The sequence below is a fragment of the Mucilaginibacter terrae genome (assembly GCF_042679325.1).
Classification (GTDB): domain Bacteria; phylum Bacteroidota; class Bacteroidia; order Sphingobacteriales; family Sphingobacteriaceae; genus Mucilaginibacter; species Mucilaginibacter terrae.
This window is the reverse complement of record NZ_JBHTMJ010000012.1, coordinates 71,167-86,955: the sequence shown is the minus strand read 5'-3', so window position 1 is coordinate 86,955 and position 15,789 is coordinate 71,167. Positions and strand designations below refer to the sequence as shown.

Genomic DNA, 15,789 nt, shown 5'->3' with positions numbered 1-15,789 from the left:
TAGTATCATTGGTAATTATCCTATGATACCTGAATGAATAAAAACAATTATGACGATTTTTACCGGCAATTATATGCCGATGGATTTATTAGCAATACGTCTTTTGCCCAAATCAAGCAACAAAAATCAAACCCGCTTTTTTCTGTACACTGGGAAATAAAGACTATTATATACCTGGGTATATTATTGCTTACCGGCGGCATAGGTATCCTGGTTTATAAAAACATCGATACCATTGGGCACCAGGTAATTTTACTGTTTATTGCCTTGTTAAGCGGTGGCTGTATCAGCTACTGCTTTAAACACAAAAAGCCGTTCAGCACAGCCAAAGTTCAAACGCCAAATACTTTTTTTGATTACGTACTACTATTAGGCACCATTAGCCTGGTGACTTTTGTAGGTTACATACAGTACCAGTATAATGTATTTGGCAATAACTACGGCATGGCAACTTTTATACCCATGCTGGCCTTATTTTATATTGCTTACAGTTTCGATCATGTAGGTATCCTCAACATGGCTATCGCCAACTTAGGTGTTTGGATGGGCGTAACGGTAACACCAAAACAACTGCTTTCAGCAGGCAACTTTAATAGCCAAAGCATCATCGGCACTTACTTAAGTTTCGGACTTTTGCTTCTACTTTTTGCGTGGCTAAGCCAAAAGTTAATCATTAAAAAGCATTTTAAATTCAGCTATCAGCATTATGGCATTCATGTAAGTTTTGTATCGCTTTTGGCTGGATACTTTTTCAATTATGAGAGCGCAGCTTCCATGTTATGGCTTCTTGGATTGTTTGTATTAGCCACAGCCTTATATTACGATGCTTTTAAAGAAAAATCCTTTTATTTTTTACTATTAGCAGTGCTATACAGCTACTTTGCTGTAAGCTGCATATTAGTACGCGGACTTGTTGCATTGAATGATATCGGCGCATATTACCTGTTATTCATGTACTTTATTGGGTCGGCCATTGGGCTTATATTCCTATTGATCCACCTTAATAAAAAAATCAAATCCGCATGATCATTTACAACAAAACATGGCTTAATAATTTGCAACTGCACAACCAATTTGAGAAAGACGAAGATACGGGTTGCCTTACCGAAGCTGAAGTTAAACTATTAAAGGAAAAATACCCGGTCGGTTTTTACATGCCGGGTATTGTGATACGTATTGGGCTATTTATTCTTACGGTAATTATTGTCACATTTTCAGTTGGGTTAGTAAGCTTATTTTTAGCCGAAGCCCGTGTAATAGATAATTTTGGATGGCCGTTAGTGTTAGGCGTGGCCGGATATTTTTTGTTGGAATACATGGTTAAACAAAATCGTTATTATCAATCGGGTGTGGATGAGGCTTTGCTCTGGATAACCGCCGGACTGCTAACCGGCGGTTTTAACTGGATGCTTTTCACTATAGATGATAAGCAAAGCTATCATATACCTATCAGTGCTTTTGTATTGGTGCTAAGCAGCTACTTAACCCTGCGTTTCGCCGATTTGCTGATGAGCGCCATTGCATGCCTGTCATCCCTGGCGTTGGTATTTTTTATTTGGAACAAATTCGGTTCTTTTGGTATGGCAACCATGCCATTTATTATGATGATAGCATCGGCTGCTATATACTATGCTGCAATCAAATTAAGCGAGATACCTGAAGCTATACACTACGATAGGTGCCTTAGTATAGCACAAATTTTAACTCTAATTACGCTTTACCTGAGCGGTAATTACTATGTAGTGCAAGCGTTAAGTACCGAACTTACCGGGGCTCCACCCGGCACACCGGTACCATTTGGCTATATATTTTGGGCATGTACCATGCTGTTTCCATTTGCGTACCTATATATTGGCCTTAAAAACAAAAATTTAATACTTATACGCACAGGCCTGTTGTTAATAGCAGGTGCCATATTTACTTTCAGGAATTACTACCATGTGCTACCGCTTGAAGTTGCATTTGCTATAGGTGGATGTGCGTTGCTGGCCATAAGCTATGCAATAATTAAATATTTAAAAACTCCCAAACACGGTTTTACCTATACAGCAATTAACCGTAAAAACTTATTAGATCATTTAAACGTAGAATCACTTGTTATTGGTGAGACCTTTGCCAATACAAGCAATACACCGGCAGGTCCCGAAAGTCCGTTTGGCGGTGGAAATTCGGCTGGTGGTGGTTCCAGCAGTGCTTATTAATTACTAATACTAAATTTCAGGTGAATAGATCAAATTTAATCCGATAGGCATTAATAATATTATCCTTCAATTCACAGTACTTGTTCCATCAAAATACGTTAAAAAAGAAAATCCGAGGCATTTACACCCAGGATTTTCTTTCTCACTTACTGACTGCTTATTTCGCCGCTTGTAGCAGCCGGGCGCTTATTGTTATGCTCGGTATCTCGTTCTATTTCTAATATATCTACCGGTTGCGAAAAATCACCCAGTAAATACTTTACAAAATAGTCACTCTTTTGCCAAAAGAAATACTCCGTCATATCGCCATAAGCATGGCGCTGACCGGGTAACAGCACATAATCAAACCGCTTATTGGCTTTTATAAGCGCGTTAATTACCCGTACCGTACCGGAAGGATTTACGTTATTATCTATCTCTCCTGTAGACAACATCAGGCGACCTTTCAAATTTTTAGCCAAATCCTGGTTTTTATCAATAGCATACTGAAAGGTAGTATCGCCTTTCGGGGTAATCGTTTCTTTTACGCCATGGTGCTTTTCGCTCCACCAGCGGTTATAAATACTGTTATCATGATTACCCGATTCGGACACGGCCACTTTATAAAAATCCGGGTAAACCAGTATAGCAGCGGTAGACATAAAGCCGCCACCCGAGTGCCCGGTAATACCCACGCGGTTAATATCAATAAAAGCATACTTATCGGCTAATTGTTCAACCGTAGCTTTTTTATCAGCTAAACCATAATCGCGCAGGTTACCATAACCGTAAGTATGATACCATTTACTACGGCCCGGATTACCACCCCGGTTACCCACCGTTACCACAATAAAGCCTAATTGCGCTAACCTGTCCACGTTGTTCATGCTCAAACTGAAAGCCTTATTTACTGCCTCCGTTTGCGGACCCGGATATACGTATTCTATAACGGGATATTTCTTAGTGGCATCAAAATCAAACGGTTTGTACATTACCCCATATAAGTCGGTCACGCCATCATCGGCCTTAACATTAAACGGCTCGGGAAATTTATAGCCTGAAGCCATTAATCCGCTTAAATCGGTAGCTTCGAGATCCATTAACTTATGGCCCGAATTATCGAACAATACCGATTTTGGTGCGGCATTAACTCTTGAAGCCGTATTTACAAAATAGTGGCTATCATCGCTCATACTGATTACATTATCGAAATTACCCGCATTCAATAATTCCAGGCGACTTCCGTCAAAATTGATGCGGTACAAATGCATGTAATAAGGATCTTGCGCCTCGCGGCCGGATGCCGTAAAGTATAACACACGGTTCTTTTGGTCGATATTTACTATATCCTCGCAATGGAAAGAACCAGAAGTGATCTGATTTTTCAATTTACCATTTTCATCGTATAAATAAAAATGCGCCCAGCCGTCACGTTCCGACCATTCAATCAATTCTTTGCCATCATTCACTAAGCCGGGGCGGGTAATTTCCACATAAGTATTCATACGCTCCTCTGTAAGTACCTTAACTGCACCAGTATTAATCTCAACTGTACAAACGTCAATCCTTTTCAGATCGCGGCCCGTGCGATAGAAATAAAACTTGCTGTTAGTACCTAACCATACCGAAGGGCGAAACTCATCATCACGGTTCTTTTGCAGTACCGGTGCCGGCCAGGTAGATAATTCCTGATCTTTAAATAACGAAACGTTGAGCTTTTTTGAAGTTTTAGCAGTAAAATCAAACAATAAGAGCTCACGTACAGGTGCTTCCTTTTCGCCTGGCATTTGGTATTTATAAGTTTCAATAGTTGGGCGTGGCATAGCTATGCTGTTAATTACCCAAAGATCTTTCACCCTGCGCGAATCGGTGCGCGACATCACAAAGTGTTTTGAATCGGGCGACCACAACACTTGTGTCCCTTTTCTCTTTTTAGCATTCTTCTCGCGCTCTACGTTAGTCTCGTTGCCAAAGCCACTCCCATAATCGTAAAACTCAACACCATCCTTAGTAAGCTGGTGCTCCACAATGGTGCTATCGTCTTCATTCTTTAAGGCCTTTTTATAGTTGGCCTTATCCATCCAGTATAGGTTAAACTTACGGGCGAATATTATCGCCGAACTATCGGGGGCAATGGATGCCCACGTGGGTTTCGGCTTTACTTTTTCGTAGTTCTTCAGTTCAATCAAATTTTGGTTTTGAAGATCGTATTGAAAATAAAAAGTTTTCTTTTCCAGCGAGTCGGCCGCTTTTTTATCCTTGCGGTCTTTCTTTAGCTGATCTATTGTGCTTTTAAGCTCAAACTGGATCAGCTTTTCATCCTTGGTAAATTTCAGGTTTTCGATAGGCAAATGCTGCGCATCAAATGGGTCTTTTACAATTAGCGTAATGGCAGCCGCCAGCTTTTCGGGGTTGAACAATGGCTTTTTACTTCGTGATGAAGGGTCTACTATATACCATTGTTTACCATTGCCGGTTTCGTACATATACCAAAACCTGTTGGAGCCTTTTAACCAATGCGGATCTACCGAGGTACTGAACACCATCTTTTTAATTTTGGCAGGGGAAAACCTGGCAGCGAGCTGATAATTGCCTTTTGCATACGGAACAGCCAACATATTATTTACAGGCACCTGTGAATACACCTGTACGTATAATAATGTAGCCGCTGTTAACGAGTAAAATATCTTCATAAGCGTTAGTTGTAAAAACTTAGCGGGAAGATATTTAAAAAAAGCCGGTAAGCAAAAAGAGGCACATTAAAATAGTGCCTCATTACTGTATTGTTACAAACGGTCCAGCTTATTTATCTAAATATTTAAAAATAGCCATCAAGTCTTCTTCGCCCAAACCAGATGCCTGAGCTTCCTTAAAAGTATCGAACAAAGGCGTACTCAGCGGAGCTTCTAAACCTTGTTCTTTAGCAAGGCGCAGGTCTTTTACAATATGCTTTAACGCAAATGCCGCCGGAAACTCTCCTTTTAATATAGCGGGTGATTTGAGTTTAGTGATGCCGCTCCCCACCGCGCCTTCGTTAATTATGGTGAGCATGTCTTCGGTTTTAACGCCATTGGCTTTGGCAAATAATACCGTTTCGGCCAGGCTTTGAATGTTTATTGCTAAAAAGTAATTGATAGCTAATTTGGCGGCAGCACCTACCCCTACCGGCCCGGTATGGATGCTCATTTTGCCAAGCACGTCCAGCAGCGGCTGAGCCTTTTCATAAGCCTCAAGAGTACCACCTGCCAATATGATCAGTGTACCATCCTGAGCAGGTTTTACACTGCCCGATACGGGTGTTTCTAAAAATAAAGCACCTTGCTTTTGGCAACACTCATCCAAATAAAGTGATGTTTTTGGGGATACGGTACTTACGTGGATAAACAGTTTGCCTTCCGCATTTCCAGACAGCAAGCCGTCCCGGGTGTTAAACAATTGCTTTGCGGCCTCATCATCAGATACCATTACAAAGATCACTTCATTATCGGTAGCCAAAGCCTGTAAACCTGCCGCCGATTGGGCTCCGGCTTTTACAACATCGCTTTCTTTATTGCGGGTGCGGTTATACACCTGTACCGGGTAACCTGCTTTAAGCAAATTGTTAACCATGGGTACGCCCATGTTGCCTAAACCTGCCCATCCAATTCTGGTAGTTTTCATATTGTGTTTATATAAAATTGATGAACAAATAGAAGCTTTATAAGTTTAAACTTCAACACTAAATTATGAACTTCAATAAAAAACTGATAACGCTGATATTATGCATTACCGGCTGTAAAAGTTACGCGCAATTAACCGAAACGCAGGGATGGGTATTTATTACGCACACGCAAACACTTAACAAGAAGTTTGACCTGCTTGCAGATGCACAGATACGATCGGCCAACCGTTTCAATTATTTTAATACGATGCTACTACGCAGTGCTATTAATTATAACTTCAACAAAAAGCACTCGGCAGCCATAGGTTACGCCTACAAACGCGACTGGGAGCACGAACCCGCAGGAATAATTATAAAGTTGGAGAACAGGGTTTATGAACAATACTTATACAATTTTAAGTATCATAGTACCGAAATTACCTTACGTGCCCGCCTGGAACAGCGCTGGATAAACGAGGATATGGTTAAATTTTCACAGCGTTCGAGAGCATTCATTAGTGCGCAAATTCCGCTAATTGCCGATACTGCGTTTACCAAAGGATTGTACATGGGTTTACAAAACGAAATTTTTTTAAATGTACAGCATAAAGAGCGGGTTAACAATCACTTCTTCGACCAAAACCGATCGTTTTTTTCCATAGGTTACCGGTGGAATAAGAAGATAGATACAGAAATTGGCTACCAATATTGGTATCAAAAAGAGATGGATAATGATTATCGCCGCAACGTTATACAGGTAATGATAACCACAAATTTCTAAATTGATTTGAGCAGGATGTTTTTATGTTAAATAATTAAAAATTTTATACAATTAGTTATCAATATCTTACAACTTATAATTGTAATATATATATTACATAATAATAACTAACGTAACATTACGTGTACTTTTATCGTATATTGCTGTTCCTACTGTAAATAACTCCACAGCAAATATGCCCTTTAACGAATTTTATAAAATTCGGTCGATGGAAAGGTTTTTGAACCTGAACGTAAGCCGGGAAAATGAGCTGCAGAACATTGTGACCCTCGCAGCAGAAGCATGCCAAACCCGGGCCGCTTTCCTTGTTTTTTTAGATGAGGGCAAATTAAAACATCAGTTTAGGTATGGTTTTGTAGCTGATGTTATACCAAAGGATATGTCCTTTTGGAATATAGATTTACAGGATACTCAGGTACGCATTATTAACGATCTTACTAAAAGTACCGAGTTTGCGCAACATCCTTTAGTACTAAGTGCCCCCCACCTGCGCTTTTACGCCGGTGTGCCACTTATTACTCATGATAAACAGAACATTGGCAGTTTATACGTTTTAGGCCAGGAGGCCAAAATATTATCCGAACGGCGTAAAAACATGCTGCATTTGCTCTCGCAGCAAGCCGTAAATATGATCGAATTTGAATCAAGCCTGAAGATCCTAAAAGAACAGTTTGCTGAAGCCAAAAACTCGGAAAACAAATTGCGTTCGTTCTTTGAAAGTTCAAAATCTAGCCATTTGCTTATAGGCCTCAATATGGAGGTCATTACTTTTAACAAAACATTCAGAGATATTTCATTTGCCATTTTTGGTAGAGAAATAGTTGCTGGTGTTAATGCGGTAGATTTTATATATGGCAGCTATGTTGATGATTTCATCCGTCATGTAAAAACAGCACTCAACGGCGAAACCGTACAGCACGAACGCCTTGTTAAATTTGACGGATTAGAACCCCGTTGGGCTAAAATAACTTATAATCCAACTTATAATGGTGAAGGCCGGATTATAGGGGTTTCTTTTAATAGTACCGATATAACCGAACGGAAAAGAAATGAAGAAAAAATAATTTCTCAAAACCAAGCGCTTCGTAAAATAGCTTACCTGCAATCGCATGAATTACGAAAACCCGTTGCTTCCATATTAGGTTTAATGCATTTGCTGAAGCTTGAAGAGACCGGTCCTAAATCGCAAATATTGCAAATGATGGAAAAGGCCGTGCTGGAACTTGATGAAACCATACACCACATTGTAAAAAGCACCGAAACCCAAACCGAACAAGACCCATTTCCCGAAAATTACACCTTTTAACAAACCGTATTTACCACAGTACATTATTACTATGTTTGTTTAACTTTAAAACAAACAATGAAGCAAACACAAAGCCTTTACGAAATAACAGTTGCACAGCGCCTCAAATCAATTATAGGAGGTTCACTGGGTAATTTGGTAGAATGGTACGATTGGTATGTGTATTCCGCTTTCTCCTTATATTTCGCCGCTTCTTTTTTTCCCTCGGCTAATAATACGGCGCAATTGCTTAATACTGCCGGCATTTTTGCCATAGGTTTTTTAATGCGGCCGGTAGGCGGCTGGTTAATGGGAACTTACGCCGACAGGCACGGCCGCAAAAAAGCACTTACCGCATCTATCCTGCTCATGAGCTTGGGGTCTCTCATCATCACTTTCGTGCCCGGCTATCATCAAATAGGTATAGCTGCGCCTATATTACTGGTATTGGCGCGTATTATACAGGGCTTGAGCGTGGGTGGAGAATACGGTACCAGCGCCACCTACCTGAGCGAAATGGCCGCTAAACACAATCGTGGCTTTTACTCCAGCTTTCAGTATGTAACACTAATTATGGGGCAATTGATAGCCCTTGGTGTACTGATATTACTGCAACATTTTTTTTTAAATGAACAACAACTGCACGATTGGGGCTGGCGTATTCCGTTTGGTATTGGCGCGGTACTGGCCATTAGCGTTATGTTTTTACGGCGCACTTTGCATGAATCGGCCTCGTTTAAAGATGAGCGAGCGCATAATGCAGCCCGTGGAACTATCAAAGCTTTAATGCAGCACCCGCGAGCGGTGCTAACTGTAATTGGCTTAACGTTGGGCGGCACGGTTGCCTTTTACACCTTTACTACCTATATGCAAAAATTTCTGGTGAACACATCGGGGTTTTCCAAAACCGATGCTACGCTGATATCAACCCTTACACTCGTAATATTTATGTTATTGCAGCCTTTATTTGGAGCCCTCTCCGACCGTATTGGCCGTAGACCGCTGCTTATATCATTTGGTGTGTTGGGTACGTTGTGCACCATTCCGTTACTTAATAATTTGAGCCATGCTACCGATAAATGGATAGCTTTCGCACTAATTTTAATGGCCTTGATTATAGTTAGCGGCTATACTTCAATTAATGCCGTGGTAAAGGCCGAGCTATTCCCGGCCGAAGTGCGGGCTTTGGGCGTAGGCTTTCCTTACGCCATAGCAGTATCGTTATTTGGGGGTACGGCCGAATATATCGCTCTTTGGTTTAAACAAGCCGGGCATGCACAATGGTTTTACTATTATGTAACCGGCTGCATAGCCATATCTCTGTTTATTTACATTTTTATGCGCGATACGCATAAGCATTCTAAAATAGAGGACACCGATCATTATATCGATACGTTTAATACAGATTTGTAGAGGTTTAGGTAATACGCAGTATGGGTTTCATTGGCACCGCACCAATAAACGCTATCAAACCTATAATCAACTACCCTACCACCCTACCCACCTTATTTTACCTTTATACCGGTCATCATCGGCCACAAGCTGGTACTCCATGGCCGGCCTGTTCTTTACCAATCCGTAGTATATGAGGTCTTTGCCTATGTTATCTGTAAAAAATATGAGTTTATTGGTACGGCTCCAACGGGCATAATAAATATAATCGGCCTGTGGGTTGGCTATAAAGTAGTTACCATATTTAGGGATGGCACCTTTTGCCGGTATGATGGATAAATGCATAAATCCTGCTTTTTTACCCTTTCCATAGCGGTAAACAACCAGTTCATGCTTCCTGTCAGGAGAGGTTTCTCTATAATTAAGCTTCAAACTATCACCTTGCTCAATAAAGTCATTAGCCAGGGCTTTAACATAAACCCCGTTAATGATGGTATCTTTAACTGTAACTTTTCTTCCTTTACGTATGGAGGGTATTACATCATACATGGCAGTTACACTATTTTCACCGGTCCATTTTAAATGGGTAAGCACCCGTGGTAAGGTATAATGCGCTAAATTACCAGCAGTGTCTTTAGTATTGATGATGGCCGTACCGCTCACATGGTAATCGAACGGACCTTTATGGCTGGCATAATCTATCAGTAATTTGGTCTTACCGGGCGAGTAGGTACGGCTGTATTCTTTGTAGTCCTCATCCTTCATATAAGCACTATCGGCTTTATTGGCATTGCACGATATGATAAATGAACAAATGATAATATAAGCAAGCGAGTATTTAAAGATCATCATACAAAGTAATAATTGGCAAATGAAAAGATTTAATTGCTGACTTGAGCGCAAATTATTTTATTTCTTATAAAAGTGAGGTAATCAGTATAGTGCATCCTTTTTACATCCTTTCAGCAATACATAAAATTACACATCTTTGCAGCATGAGTAAGCTGTGGCAAAAAACTACAAACGTTAATGAATTGGTTGAAAACTTCACCGTTGGCCGCGACCGCGAGTTTGACCGGCAAATGGCCGCTTTTGACGTATTAGGCTCCCTGGCACACACACAAATGCTGCAAACCATTGGATTGATGAGCACCGATGACCTTCAACTGGTACAGGCCCAATTGAAGAGTATTTACAAAGATATACAGGCTGGTGACTTTGAAATTGAAACCGGTGTAGAAGATGTACACTCACAGGTAGAAATGTTGCTCACCCGCCGCATTGGCGATGCCGGTAAAAAAATTCATAGTGGCCGCTCCCGTAACGATCAGGTTTTGGTTGACCTGAAACTCTTTTTCCGCCACCAATTACAGCAGGTTGTTGAGGAAGTGGAGCAGTTATTTACTTTACTGATACAACTAAGCGAAAAATATAAAGCCGTATTACTGCCTGGTTACACACATTTACAAGTAGCTATGCCGTCATCATTCGGGTTGTGGTTTGGCGCTTATGCCGAAAGCCTGGCCGATGACCTGGAACTTGTACTGGCCGCTTACAAAATCACCAATAAAAACCCTTTGGGTTCGGCAGCAGGATATGGCTCATCTTTTCCACTTAACCGCACCTTAACTACCCAGTTATTAGGTTTTGATAGCTTAAACTATAACGTTGTTTACGCACAAATGGGGCGTGGCAAAACCGAACGTATTATAGCACAGGCGCTATCGGCCGTGGCGGCTACGCTGGCCCGTATGGCAATGGACCAAACTCTGTATCTGAGCCAGAACTTTGCATTTGTAAGCTATCCCGAAAGTTTAACCACCGGCAGCAGCATTATGCCGCATAAAAAGAACCCCGATGTTTGGGAAATTATGCGTGGTAAAAGCAACCGCCTGCAAGCCCTGCCCAACGATATTGCCCTTATAACCACCAACCTGCCATCGGGTTATCACCGCGAAATGCAGCTATTGAAAGAGTTACTGTTCCCGGCATTTACCGAGCTTAAAAGCTGTTTACAAATGGCTAACTTTATGCTACAAAACATTACCGTAAAAACCAATATTTTAGATGAGGCCAAGTATGCATACCTTTTTAGCGTAGAAGAAGTAAACCGGCAGGTACTGGATGGCGTACCCTTTCGTGATGCATATAAACAAGTAGGATTGGCCATAGAGCAAGGCAATTTCAAACCAGAAAAAACAATTAATCATACCCATGAGGGTAGTATTGGAAATTTAATGAACGCCGAAATTACACAGGCCATGAATAGCCTTTTACAAAATTTTAATTTTGATAAAACGGCAGAAGCTATTGATAAACTGGTGAAATAATAGTTATGATTATTAGTGTGAGCTTGTGAAAGACTTTGCAAAGCGGCGAATGCTTCGACAGGTTCAGCATAACAATTCAGACATTTGATATTGCACCTTCAGAGGCCAGGAATTTTTATCTCAAACTAACAATTTTTAACCACAGCACCTTATTCAGGCATTTGCAATGCTAAACATACTTAACAACTAATAACTAACCCAATGAACGGACAAAACCGTAAAGACATCTATGCCGGCCTGGAAGTTGATGTTATACTTAAAAAAGACCAGCGCAGCGGTAACTTAACGCGTGGAATTGTGGAGCGCTTGCTTACCAGTTCGGCCTATCACTCCCGTGGAATTAAGGTTAGGCTGGAGGATGGACAGGTTGGGCGGGTTGCGCACATTGTAGAGGAGAACTAAACCAATGGCTATTTCCAAAACACATAAAATCCAAAAAAACATGCAGTATTACATGGATGCGCACCATCGTTTGCTGATTGCTTTGGTTGTAGCAGTTGTAATAACAAGCGTTTTTTACAAAAAATTATCAGGCCCTGAACTTATCCTGCTCACATGGATCTGCTTTGCATTTAGTTTGATCGTTCCGCAATGGTTTGTTATTTTTACTGCCCATCCTAAAGACGTAAAAAAAATAGCTAAGCTCGAAGACTCCAGCCGCACATTTATATTCCTTTTTGTCATCTTCGCGTCGTTAGTGAGCTTAGGAGCAATTATCTTTTTATTGAAATCGAACAAACACCTATTGCCGGCAGAGATCACCCAGCATGTATTACTGGCAACCGGTTCGGTTTTTACCTCGTGGTGGCTGGTGCATACCGTTTTTACGATGCGTTATGCACACTTATTTTACATTTCGGATGGCGACGATGCTACCAAACCTACGGGAGGATTACAATTTCCTGCCAATGAGCAGGAGCCCGATTACCTCGATTTTGTATATTTTTCCTTTGTTATAGGGATGACCTTCCAGGTATCTGATGTGGAAATATCTTCCAGGAAGATACGCCGTTTGGCCTTGTTGCATGCACTTATAGCTTTTGCCTTTAATACTGCCATTGTAGCTTTAAGTATTAATGTTATTTCGGGGTTAATAGCACAAAATTAATTGTGGTAAAAATTTAATTAACAATCATACATTCAGTAATTTTTATCTATCCTATTATAACCTAATGAAAATAAAAATTATAACTTATTAATATACCTGTTTAAATTATAAGTTACAATATTTTTACATAAGTAAATACTATAATATTTGTACATCATTTTAGTTAAGGTATATTTGCACCCAGGCTTTATGCAGTGAATTGCATTTGCAACTTGACCCCTAATTTTCTATTGATGTTGAAGCGTATATTAGTGTTGGATGATAATCAGGATATTTTGGAAGTGGTGAATGAGGTGCTTTCTTACGAAAATTTTGATGTACATACCACCTCCACAAGTGAAAATATTTTACAGGTAGCGCATGCCTATAACCCCGATTTGGTTATACTCGATTTTTTACTTGGTGACGCAAACGGCGGTGAAATTTGCAAGCAATTTAAAGCTGACGATAAATTAAGCCACATACCAGTAATTATTTTTTCAGCATACATTAACCGTGATGTTGATTATCCATCGTTCGGTTGCGAGGCTGTTATATCCAAACCCTTTGATCTTACCGAACTGATAGAGAAAGTAACTCTTCTTACCGCCAGCAACTGATCCCCTTATTTAATAAGGTTTTTAACTTTACTTTAAATGTGTTTTTAACTATTTTGTGTATTGTATAATACACAATGCTGGAAGGTATATTTGCCATAGTATATAGTTGGGCAACACTTTACTATTTATATTTGAGATGACATCAATCTCAGTTTATAATTAATAATTAAAATAATTGCCATAATAAAAACATTAAATACTAACACATCCTGAAGGTTGGTAGATATTGAAATTTAAAAAACCTGCAAAAGTTCTGCAAGCTTTCCGTGTAACACGGTTGAAAATATGGTGTAAGCCAAAAATAATAAAACAAGCTGCCAGCCCGTAACCCCTATTTGTATGGAAATTGTTTTTGCTTGTAACAATTGAATATTGACTGACCGCTAATTTAAGTGAACTGGAATTGTATAGGTTGTGGCATGTTAATTGAACACTAATTAACATAAATATACAATTATGAGCAAGCGGATAATGATTATTGATGAAGACGTAATGGAACTCAACAGGTTATCGCAAATATTGGGTTGCCAGGGATATGATGTTTGCCCCTTATACCGCTCTTACAAAGTATTTAGCGAAATATCCAGATGCCACCCTGATTTGATATTAATGGATAGTATGCTTTCTGAAGTTGATAGTATGACGGTAAGTCGCGCGTTAAAAGCTATTGATACGGTAAAAGATATTCCGTTAATGATGATATCAGGAAAAGATTATAATAATTACACCTATGCGTTCCGTCAATCGGAAAATTTAAATTTAAGCAAAATTAAAACCGCCGATATATACGCTTTACTTAAAGATATTGAATTAAAACTGGCTTGTTAAGCTCTTTCAAACTACCAATCCATAACCCGGGTACGCATGCGTTTAATATAATGACGGATATCTAAAACTATGCCAGCAAAAAAATAGAACATAATTGGAAACCCCACCGCTAAAAAAGAAGAGTAAATAAAAAACAATCTGATTTTGGCTATGGAAATATTAAAGCGTTCGCCCAGATAGGTACATACCCCAAACGAATATCTTTCAAAAAAGGTTAAAATACGCTGCATCATATATTGCTTAAATTTAATATTTGATTCCCTACTCCACACTGCAAACATTTTTTGTGATCGCAATAGCTGCTCCTTAATTCCAGCAATGCCTGCGATTCAAATGCACTGTCAGCTTTAACACCCAGTTCTTTAAATTCGTTGATTATAAAATTATTTTCAACCGGCAAATTTTCCAGCAGTTCCAAACACCTGTCAACATAAGCAGGTATTTTCAAATAACTTCCATAGCTGTACAAAAACAAAGCCACCGTATTTAACAATAGCAGATCAATAGAAATATCACCAAAGTTTTTTATAAAGGGTTTCGATCCCACATCAAACCGGTAATGATCTCTCCAATACTCGTTAACTACAATATTACTAAAAAGTTTGCGTAATTGCACTACACTATCGGTCTCTAATATTTTAGAAAATAAATGGTTTGATTGAAAACTTAGCGCGGCAAATTGTGCAAGCCTGACAGTTGGAAAATTAGAAGGGCGTAAACGCATAAACTTCCACAAGTGTTTTTCAACAGGTACTAAACCGTATTTTTTCTGCAAAAAATGGTATTCTCCCCTCAATTCAACCGGGTAGGCATCGGTCAGGCTGCCTTCCAAAAAACCTGCTTGCCCAAAAATCAGGGCTTCAATTTGAAAAGCGCTGTTTTTATGTTTGGCCAATATAGTTTGCGGTAACGATTTGGCCAGCAGTTCAAACGGCAAAGCATTAATTTTAAACCCGAAATTGGCTGCTAAAAACTGGTAAAATGTTTCTTCCCAATTGCCCCGGTTATGTTGCAGGCTATTTATAACCACTTCTGATTTCTTTTGAAGCCGCTCAACCAGTACCCGTGTTAGCCAGTTGCGTATGGTAATACCATTAACGGTTTTAATGCTGCCTTCGCAAGGTATAATTTTCTGGTTACCGTACACCAGTTGATGGTAGCGTAAATACAGGCTTTCGGGTATGCGGTCAAATAATTCTAAAGTAGGTATGGCATTGCCATCGGGCAATAAAACTGGCTCATTATTATGGTACACTACATGTAGCACCACATTGCTGTAAGCATCATTATGGGTATGATTGTGCTTATGCCAGTCGCCCGCATTAATGTGAATTTCGGCATGTCCTGCCCAAAGCGTATCGCCTATACGGATGCGCACATCCTGAAAATCGGGCCCGGCATGGTGATTATGCACCCCAGCCGAAATTACTTCTAATGCCTCTCCATCGGTAGTTTGCAGATCCCGAAAATCGTACAGCTTAAATTTCCAGATGTGATGCAAAAAGTCTTCGTTGAAAAGCATCAACTAAATTAAATAAAAAGTGCAGACCCACAAGATGCTTTAGGCATAAGTTCGTATCCAAATAAATACTGTAACATTTAAGTTATATTTATGCAATTAAGCTTCTTTGCTTTACATTTAGTTG

The 15,789-nt window shown here is 39.8% G+C and carries 15 protein-coding genes; 10 read left to right on the top strand and 5 right to left on the bottom strand.

The window, feature by feature from the left end:
• Positions 1 to 33 precede the first annotated feature (33 nt).
• Positions 34 to 1,026 carry a DUF2157 domain-containing protein gene (locus ACFQ3S_RS12230; protein WP_377164774.1) on the top strand — a complete coding sequence of 331 codons (993 nt, stop codon included), beginning with the start codon at positions 34 to 36 and terminating at the stop codon, positions 1,024 to 1,026.
• Positions 1,023 to 2,201: a hypothetical protein gene (locus ACFQ3S_RS12225; RefSeq protein WP_377164772.1), complete on the top strand. Its 1,179-nt coding sequence runs from the start codon at positions 1,023 to 1,025 to the stop codon at positions 2,199 to 2,201. Before ACFQ3S_RS12230 ends, ACFQ3S_RS12225 begins: the two co-directional genes overlap by 4 nt.
• Positions 2,202 to 2,347: 146 nt before the next feature.
• On the opposite strand, the gene ACFQ3S_RS12220 is transcribed toward ACFQ3S_RS12225, so the two are convergent.
• On the bottom strand, positions 2,348 to 4,873 hold the full coding sequence (locus tag ACFQ3S_RS12220) for a S9 family peptidase (RefSeq protein WP_377164770.1): 2,526 nt from the start codon (positions 4,871 to 4,873) through the stop codon (positions 2,348 to 2,350).
• A gap of 109 nt (positions 4,874 to 4,982) precedes the next feature.
• Complete coding sequence (locus tag ACFQ3S_RS12215) at positions 4,983 to 5,840, bottom strand: NAD(P)-dependent oxidoreductase (protein ID WP_377164767.1); 858 nt, start codon at positions 5,838 to 5,840, stop codon at positions 4,983 to 4,985.
• 65 nt (positions 5,841 to 5,905) lie between these two features.
• Between ACFQ3S_RS12215 and ACFQ3S_RS12210 the strand changes: the two genes are divergently transcribed.
• From ACFQ3S_RS12210 to ACFQ3S_RS12200, 3 genes are all read left to right on the top strand, one after another.
• Entirely contained in the window at positions 5,906 to 6,601 is a 696-nt protein-coding gene (locus tag ACFQ3S_RS12210; RefSeq protein WP_377164765.1) for a DUF2490 domain-containing protein, read from the top strand.
• Positions 6,602 to 6,809: 208 nt separating this feature from the next.
• The gene (locus ACFQ3S_RS12205; protein WP_377164763.1) at positions 6,810 to 7,907 is read left to right on the top strand and encodes a PAS domain-containing protein; all 1,098 of its coding nucleotides are present in this window, start codon (positions 6,810 to 6,812) and stop codon (positions 7,905 to 7,907) included.
• Positions 7,908 to 7,964: 57 nt separating this feature from the next.
• Positions 7,965 to 9,299 (top strand): MFS transporter, encoded by a 1,335-nt coding sequence (locus ACFQ3S_RS12200; protein ID WP_377164761.1) that lies wholly within the window; start codon positions 7,965 to 7,967, stop codon positions 9,297 to 9,299.
• A gap of 75 nt (positions 9,300 to 9,374) precedes the next feature.
• Here the strand turns inward: ACFQ3S_RS12200 and ACFQ3S_RS12195 are convergent, their stop codons facing one another.
• The gene (locus ACFQ3S_RS12195) at positions 9,375 to 10,130 is read right to left on the bottom strand and encodes a hypothetical protein (RefSeq protein WP_377164759.1); all 756 of its coding nucleotides are present in this window, start codon (positions 10,128 to 10,130) and stop codon (positions 9,375 to 9,377) included.
• Between the two features lie 143 nt (positions 10,131 to 10,273).
• Here ACFQ3S_RS12195 and argH point away from each other — a divergent pair, with 143 nt between their 5' ends.
• The 5 genes from argH to ACFQ3S_RS12170 all read left to right on the top strand — a co-directional run bounded on the left by argH (position 10,274) and on the right by ACFQ3S_RS12170 (position 14,143).
• Positions 10,274 to 11,608: an argininosuccinate lyase gene (gene argH, locus ACFQ3S_RS12190; protein WP_377164757.1), complete on the top strand. Its 1,335-nt coding sequence runs from the start codon at positions 10,274 to 10,276 to the stop codon at positions 11,606 to 11,608.
• Positions 11,609 to 11,809: 201 nt separating this feature from the next.
• Entirely contained in the window at positions 11,810 to 12,010 is a 201-nt protein-coding gene (locus ACFQ3S_RS12185; RefSeq protein WP_377164755.1) for a YwbE family protein, read from the top strand.
• Between the two features lie 4 nt (positions 12,011 to 12,014).
• Complete coding sequence (locus tag ACFQ3S_RS12180; protein ID WP_377164753.1) at positions 12,015 to 12,716, top strand: DUF1345 domain-containing protein; 702 nt, start codon at positions 12,015 to 12,017, stop codon at positions 12,714 to 12,716.
• Positions 12,717 to 12,949: 233 nt separating this feature from the next.
• Complete coding sequence (locus ACFQ3S_RS12175; protein WP_377164751.1) at positions 12,950 to 13,315, top strand: response regulator; 366 nt, start codon at positions 12,950 to 12,952, stop codon at positions 13,313 to 13,315.
• A gap of 456 nt (positions 13,316 to 13,771) precedes the next feature.
• Complete coding sequence (locus ACFQ3S_RS12170; protein ID WP_377164749.1) at positions 13,772 to 14,143, top strand: response regulator; 372 nt, start codon at positions 13,772 to 13,774, stop codon at positions 14,141 to 14,143.
• 11 nt (positions 14,144 to 14,154) lie between these two features.
• Here ACFQ3S_RS12170 and ACFQ3S_RS12165 read toward each other — a convergent pair whose 3' ends face one another.
• Entirely contained in the window at positions 14,155 to 14,376 is a 222-nt protein-coding gene (locus tag ACFQ3S_RS12165; RefSeq protein ID WP_377164747.1) for a PspC domain-containing protein, read from the bottom strand.
• Positions 14,373 to 15,665, bottom strand: a complete 1,293-nt coding sequence (locus tag ACFQ3S_RS12160) for a DUF2851 family protein (RefSeq protein ID WP_377164745.1) — start codon at positions 15,663 to 15,665, stop codon at positions 14,373 to 14,375. The genes ACFQ3S_RS12165 and ACFQ3S_RS12160 overlap by 4 nt, the downstream gene beginning before the upstream one ends.
• Positions 15,666 to 15,789: the final 124 nt, after the last annotated feature.

Bases quoted from the DNA above. Each gene is read 5' to 3' on its own strand.
- ACFQ3S_RS12230 (WP_377164774.1), top strand. From the start codon at position 34: ATGAATAAAAACAATTATGACGATTTTTACCGGCAATTATATGCCGAT.
- ACFQ3S_RS12225 (WP_377164772.1), top strand. From the start codon at position 1,023: ATGATCATTTACAACAAAACATGGCTTAATAATTTGCAACTGCACAAC.
- ACFQ3S_RS12220 (WP_377164770.1), bottom strand. From the start codon at position 4,873: ATGAAGATATTTTACTCGTTAACAGCGGCTACATTATTATACGTACAG.
- ACFQ3S_RS12215 (WP_377164767.1), bottom strand. From the start codon at position 5,840: ATGAAAACTACCAGAATTGGATGGGCAGGTTTAGGCAACATGGGCGTA.
- ACFQ3S_RS12210 (WP_377164765.1), top strand. From the start codon at position 5,906: ATGAACTTCAATAAAAAACTGATAACGCTGATATTATGCATTACCGGC.
- ACFQ3S_RS12205 (WP_377164763.1), top strand. From the start codon at position 6,810: ATGGAAAGGTTTTTGAACCTGAACGTAAGCCGGGAAAATGAGCTGCAG.
- ACFQ3S_RS12200 (WP_377164761.1), top strand. From the start codon at position 7,965: ATGAAGCAAACACAAAGCCTTTACGAAATAACAGTTGCACAGCGCCTC.
- ACFQ3S_RS12195 (WP_377164759.1), bottom strand. From the start codon at position 10,130: ATGATGATCTTTAAATACTCGCTTGCTTATATTATCATTTGTTCATTT.
- argH (WP_377164757.1), top strand. From the start codon at position 10,274: ATGAGTAAGCTGTGGCAAAAAACTACAAACGTTAATGAATTGGTTGAA.
- ACFQ3S_RS12185 (WP_377164755.1), top strand. From the start codon at position 11,810: ATGAACGGACAAAACCGTAAAGACATCTATGCCGGCCTGGAAGTTGAT.
- ACFQ3S_RS12180 (WP_377164753.1), top strand. From the start codon at position 12,015: ATGGCTATTTCCAAAACACATAAAATCCAAAAAAACATGCAGTATTAC.
- ACFQ3S_RS12175 (WP_377164751.1), top strand. From the start codon at position 12,950: ATGTTGAAGCGTATATTAGTGTTGGATGATAATCAGGATATTTTGGAA.
- ACFQ3S_RS12170 (WP_377164749.1), top strand. From the start codon at position 13,772: ATGAGCAAGCGGATAATGATTATTGATGAAGACGTAATGGAACTCAAC.
- ACFQ3S_RS12165 (WP_377164747.1), bottom strand. From the start codon at position 14,376: ATGATGCAGCGTATTTTAACCTTTTTTGAAAGATATTCGTTTGGGGTA.
- ACFQ3S_RS12160 (WP_377164745.1), bottom strand. From the start codon at position 15,665: ATGCTTTTCAACGAAGACTTTTTGCATCACATCTGGAAATTTAAGCTG.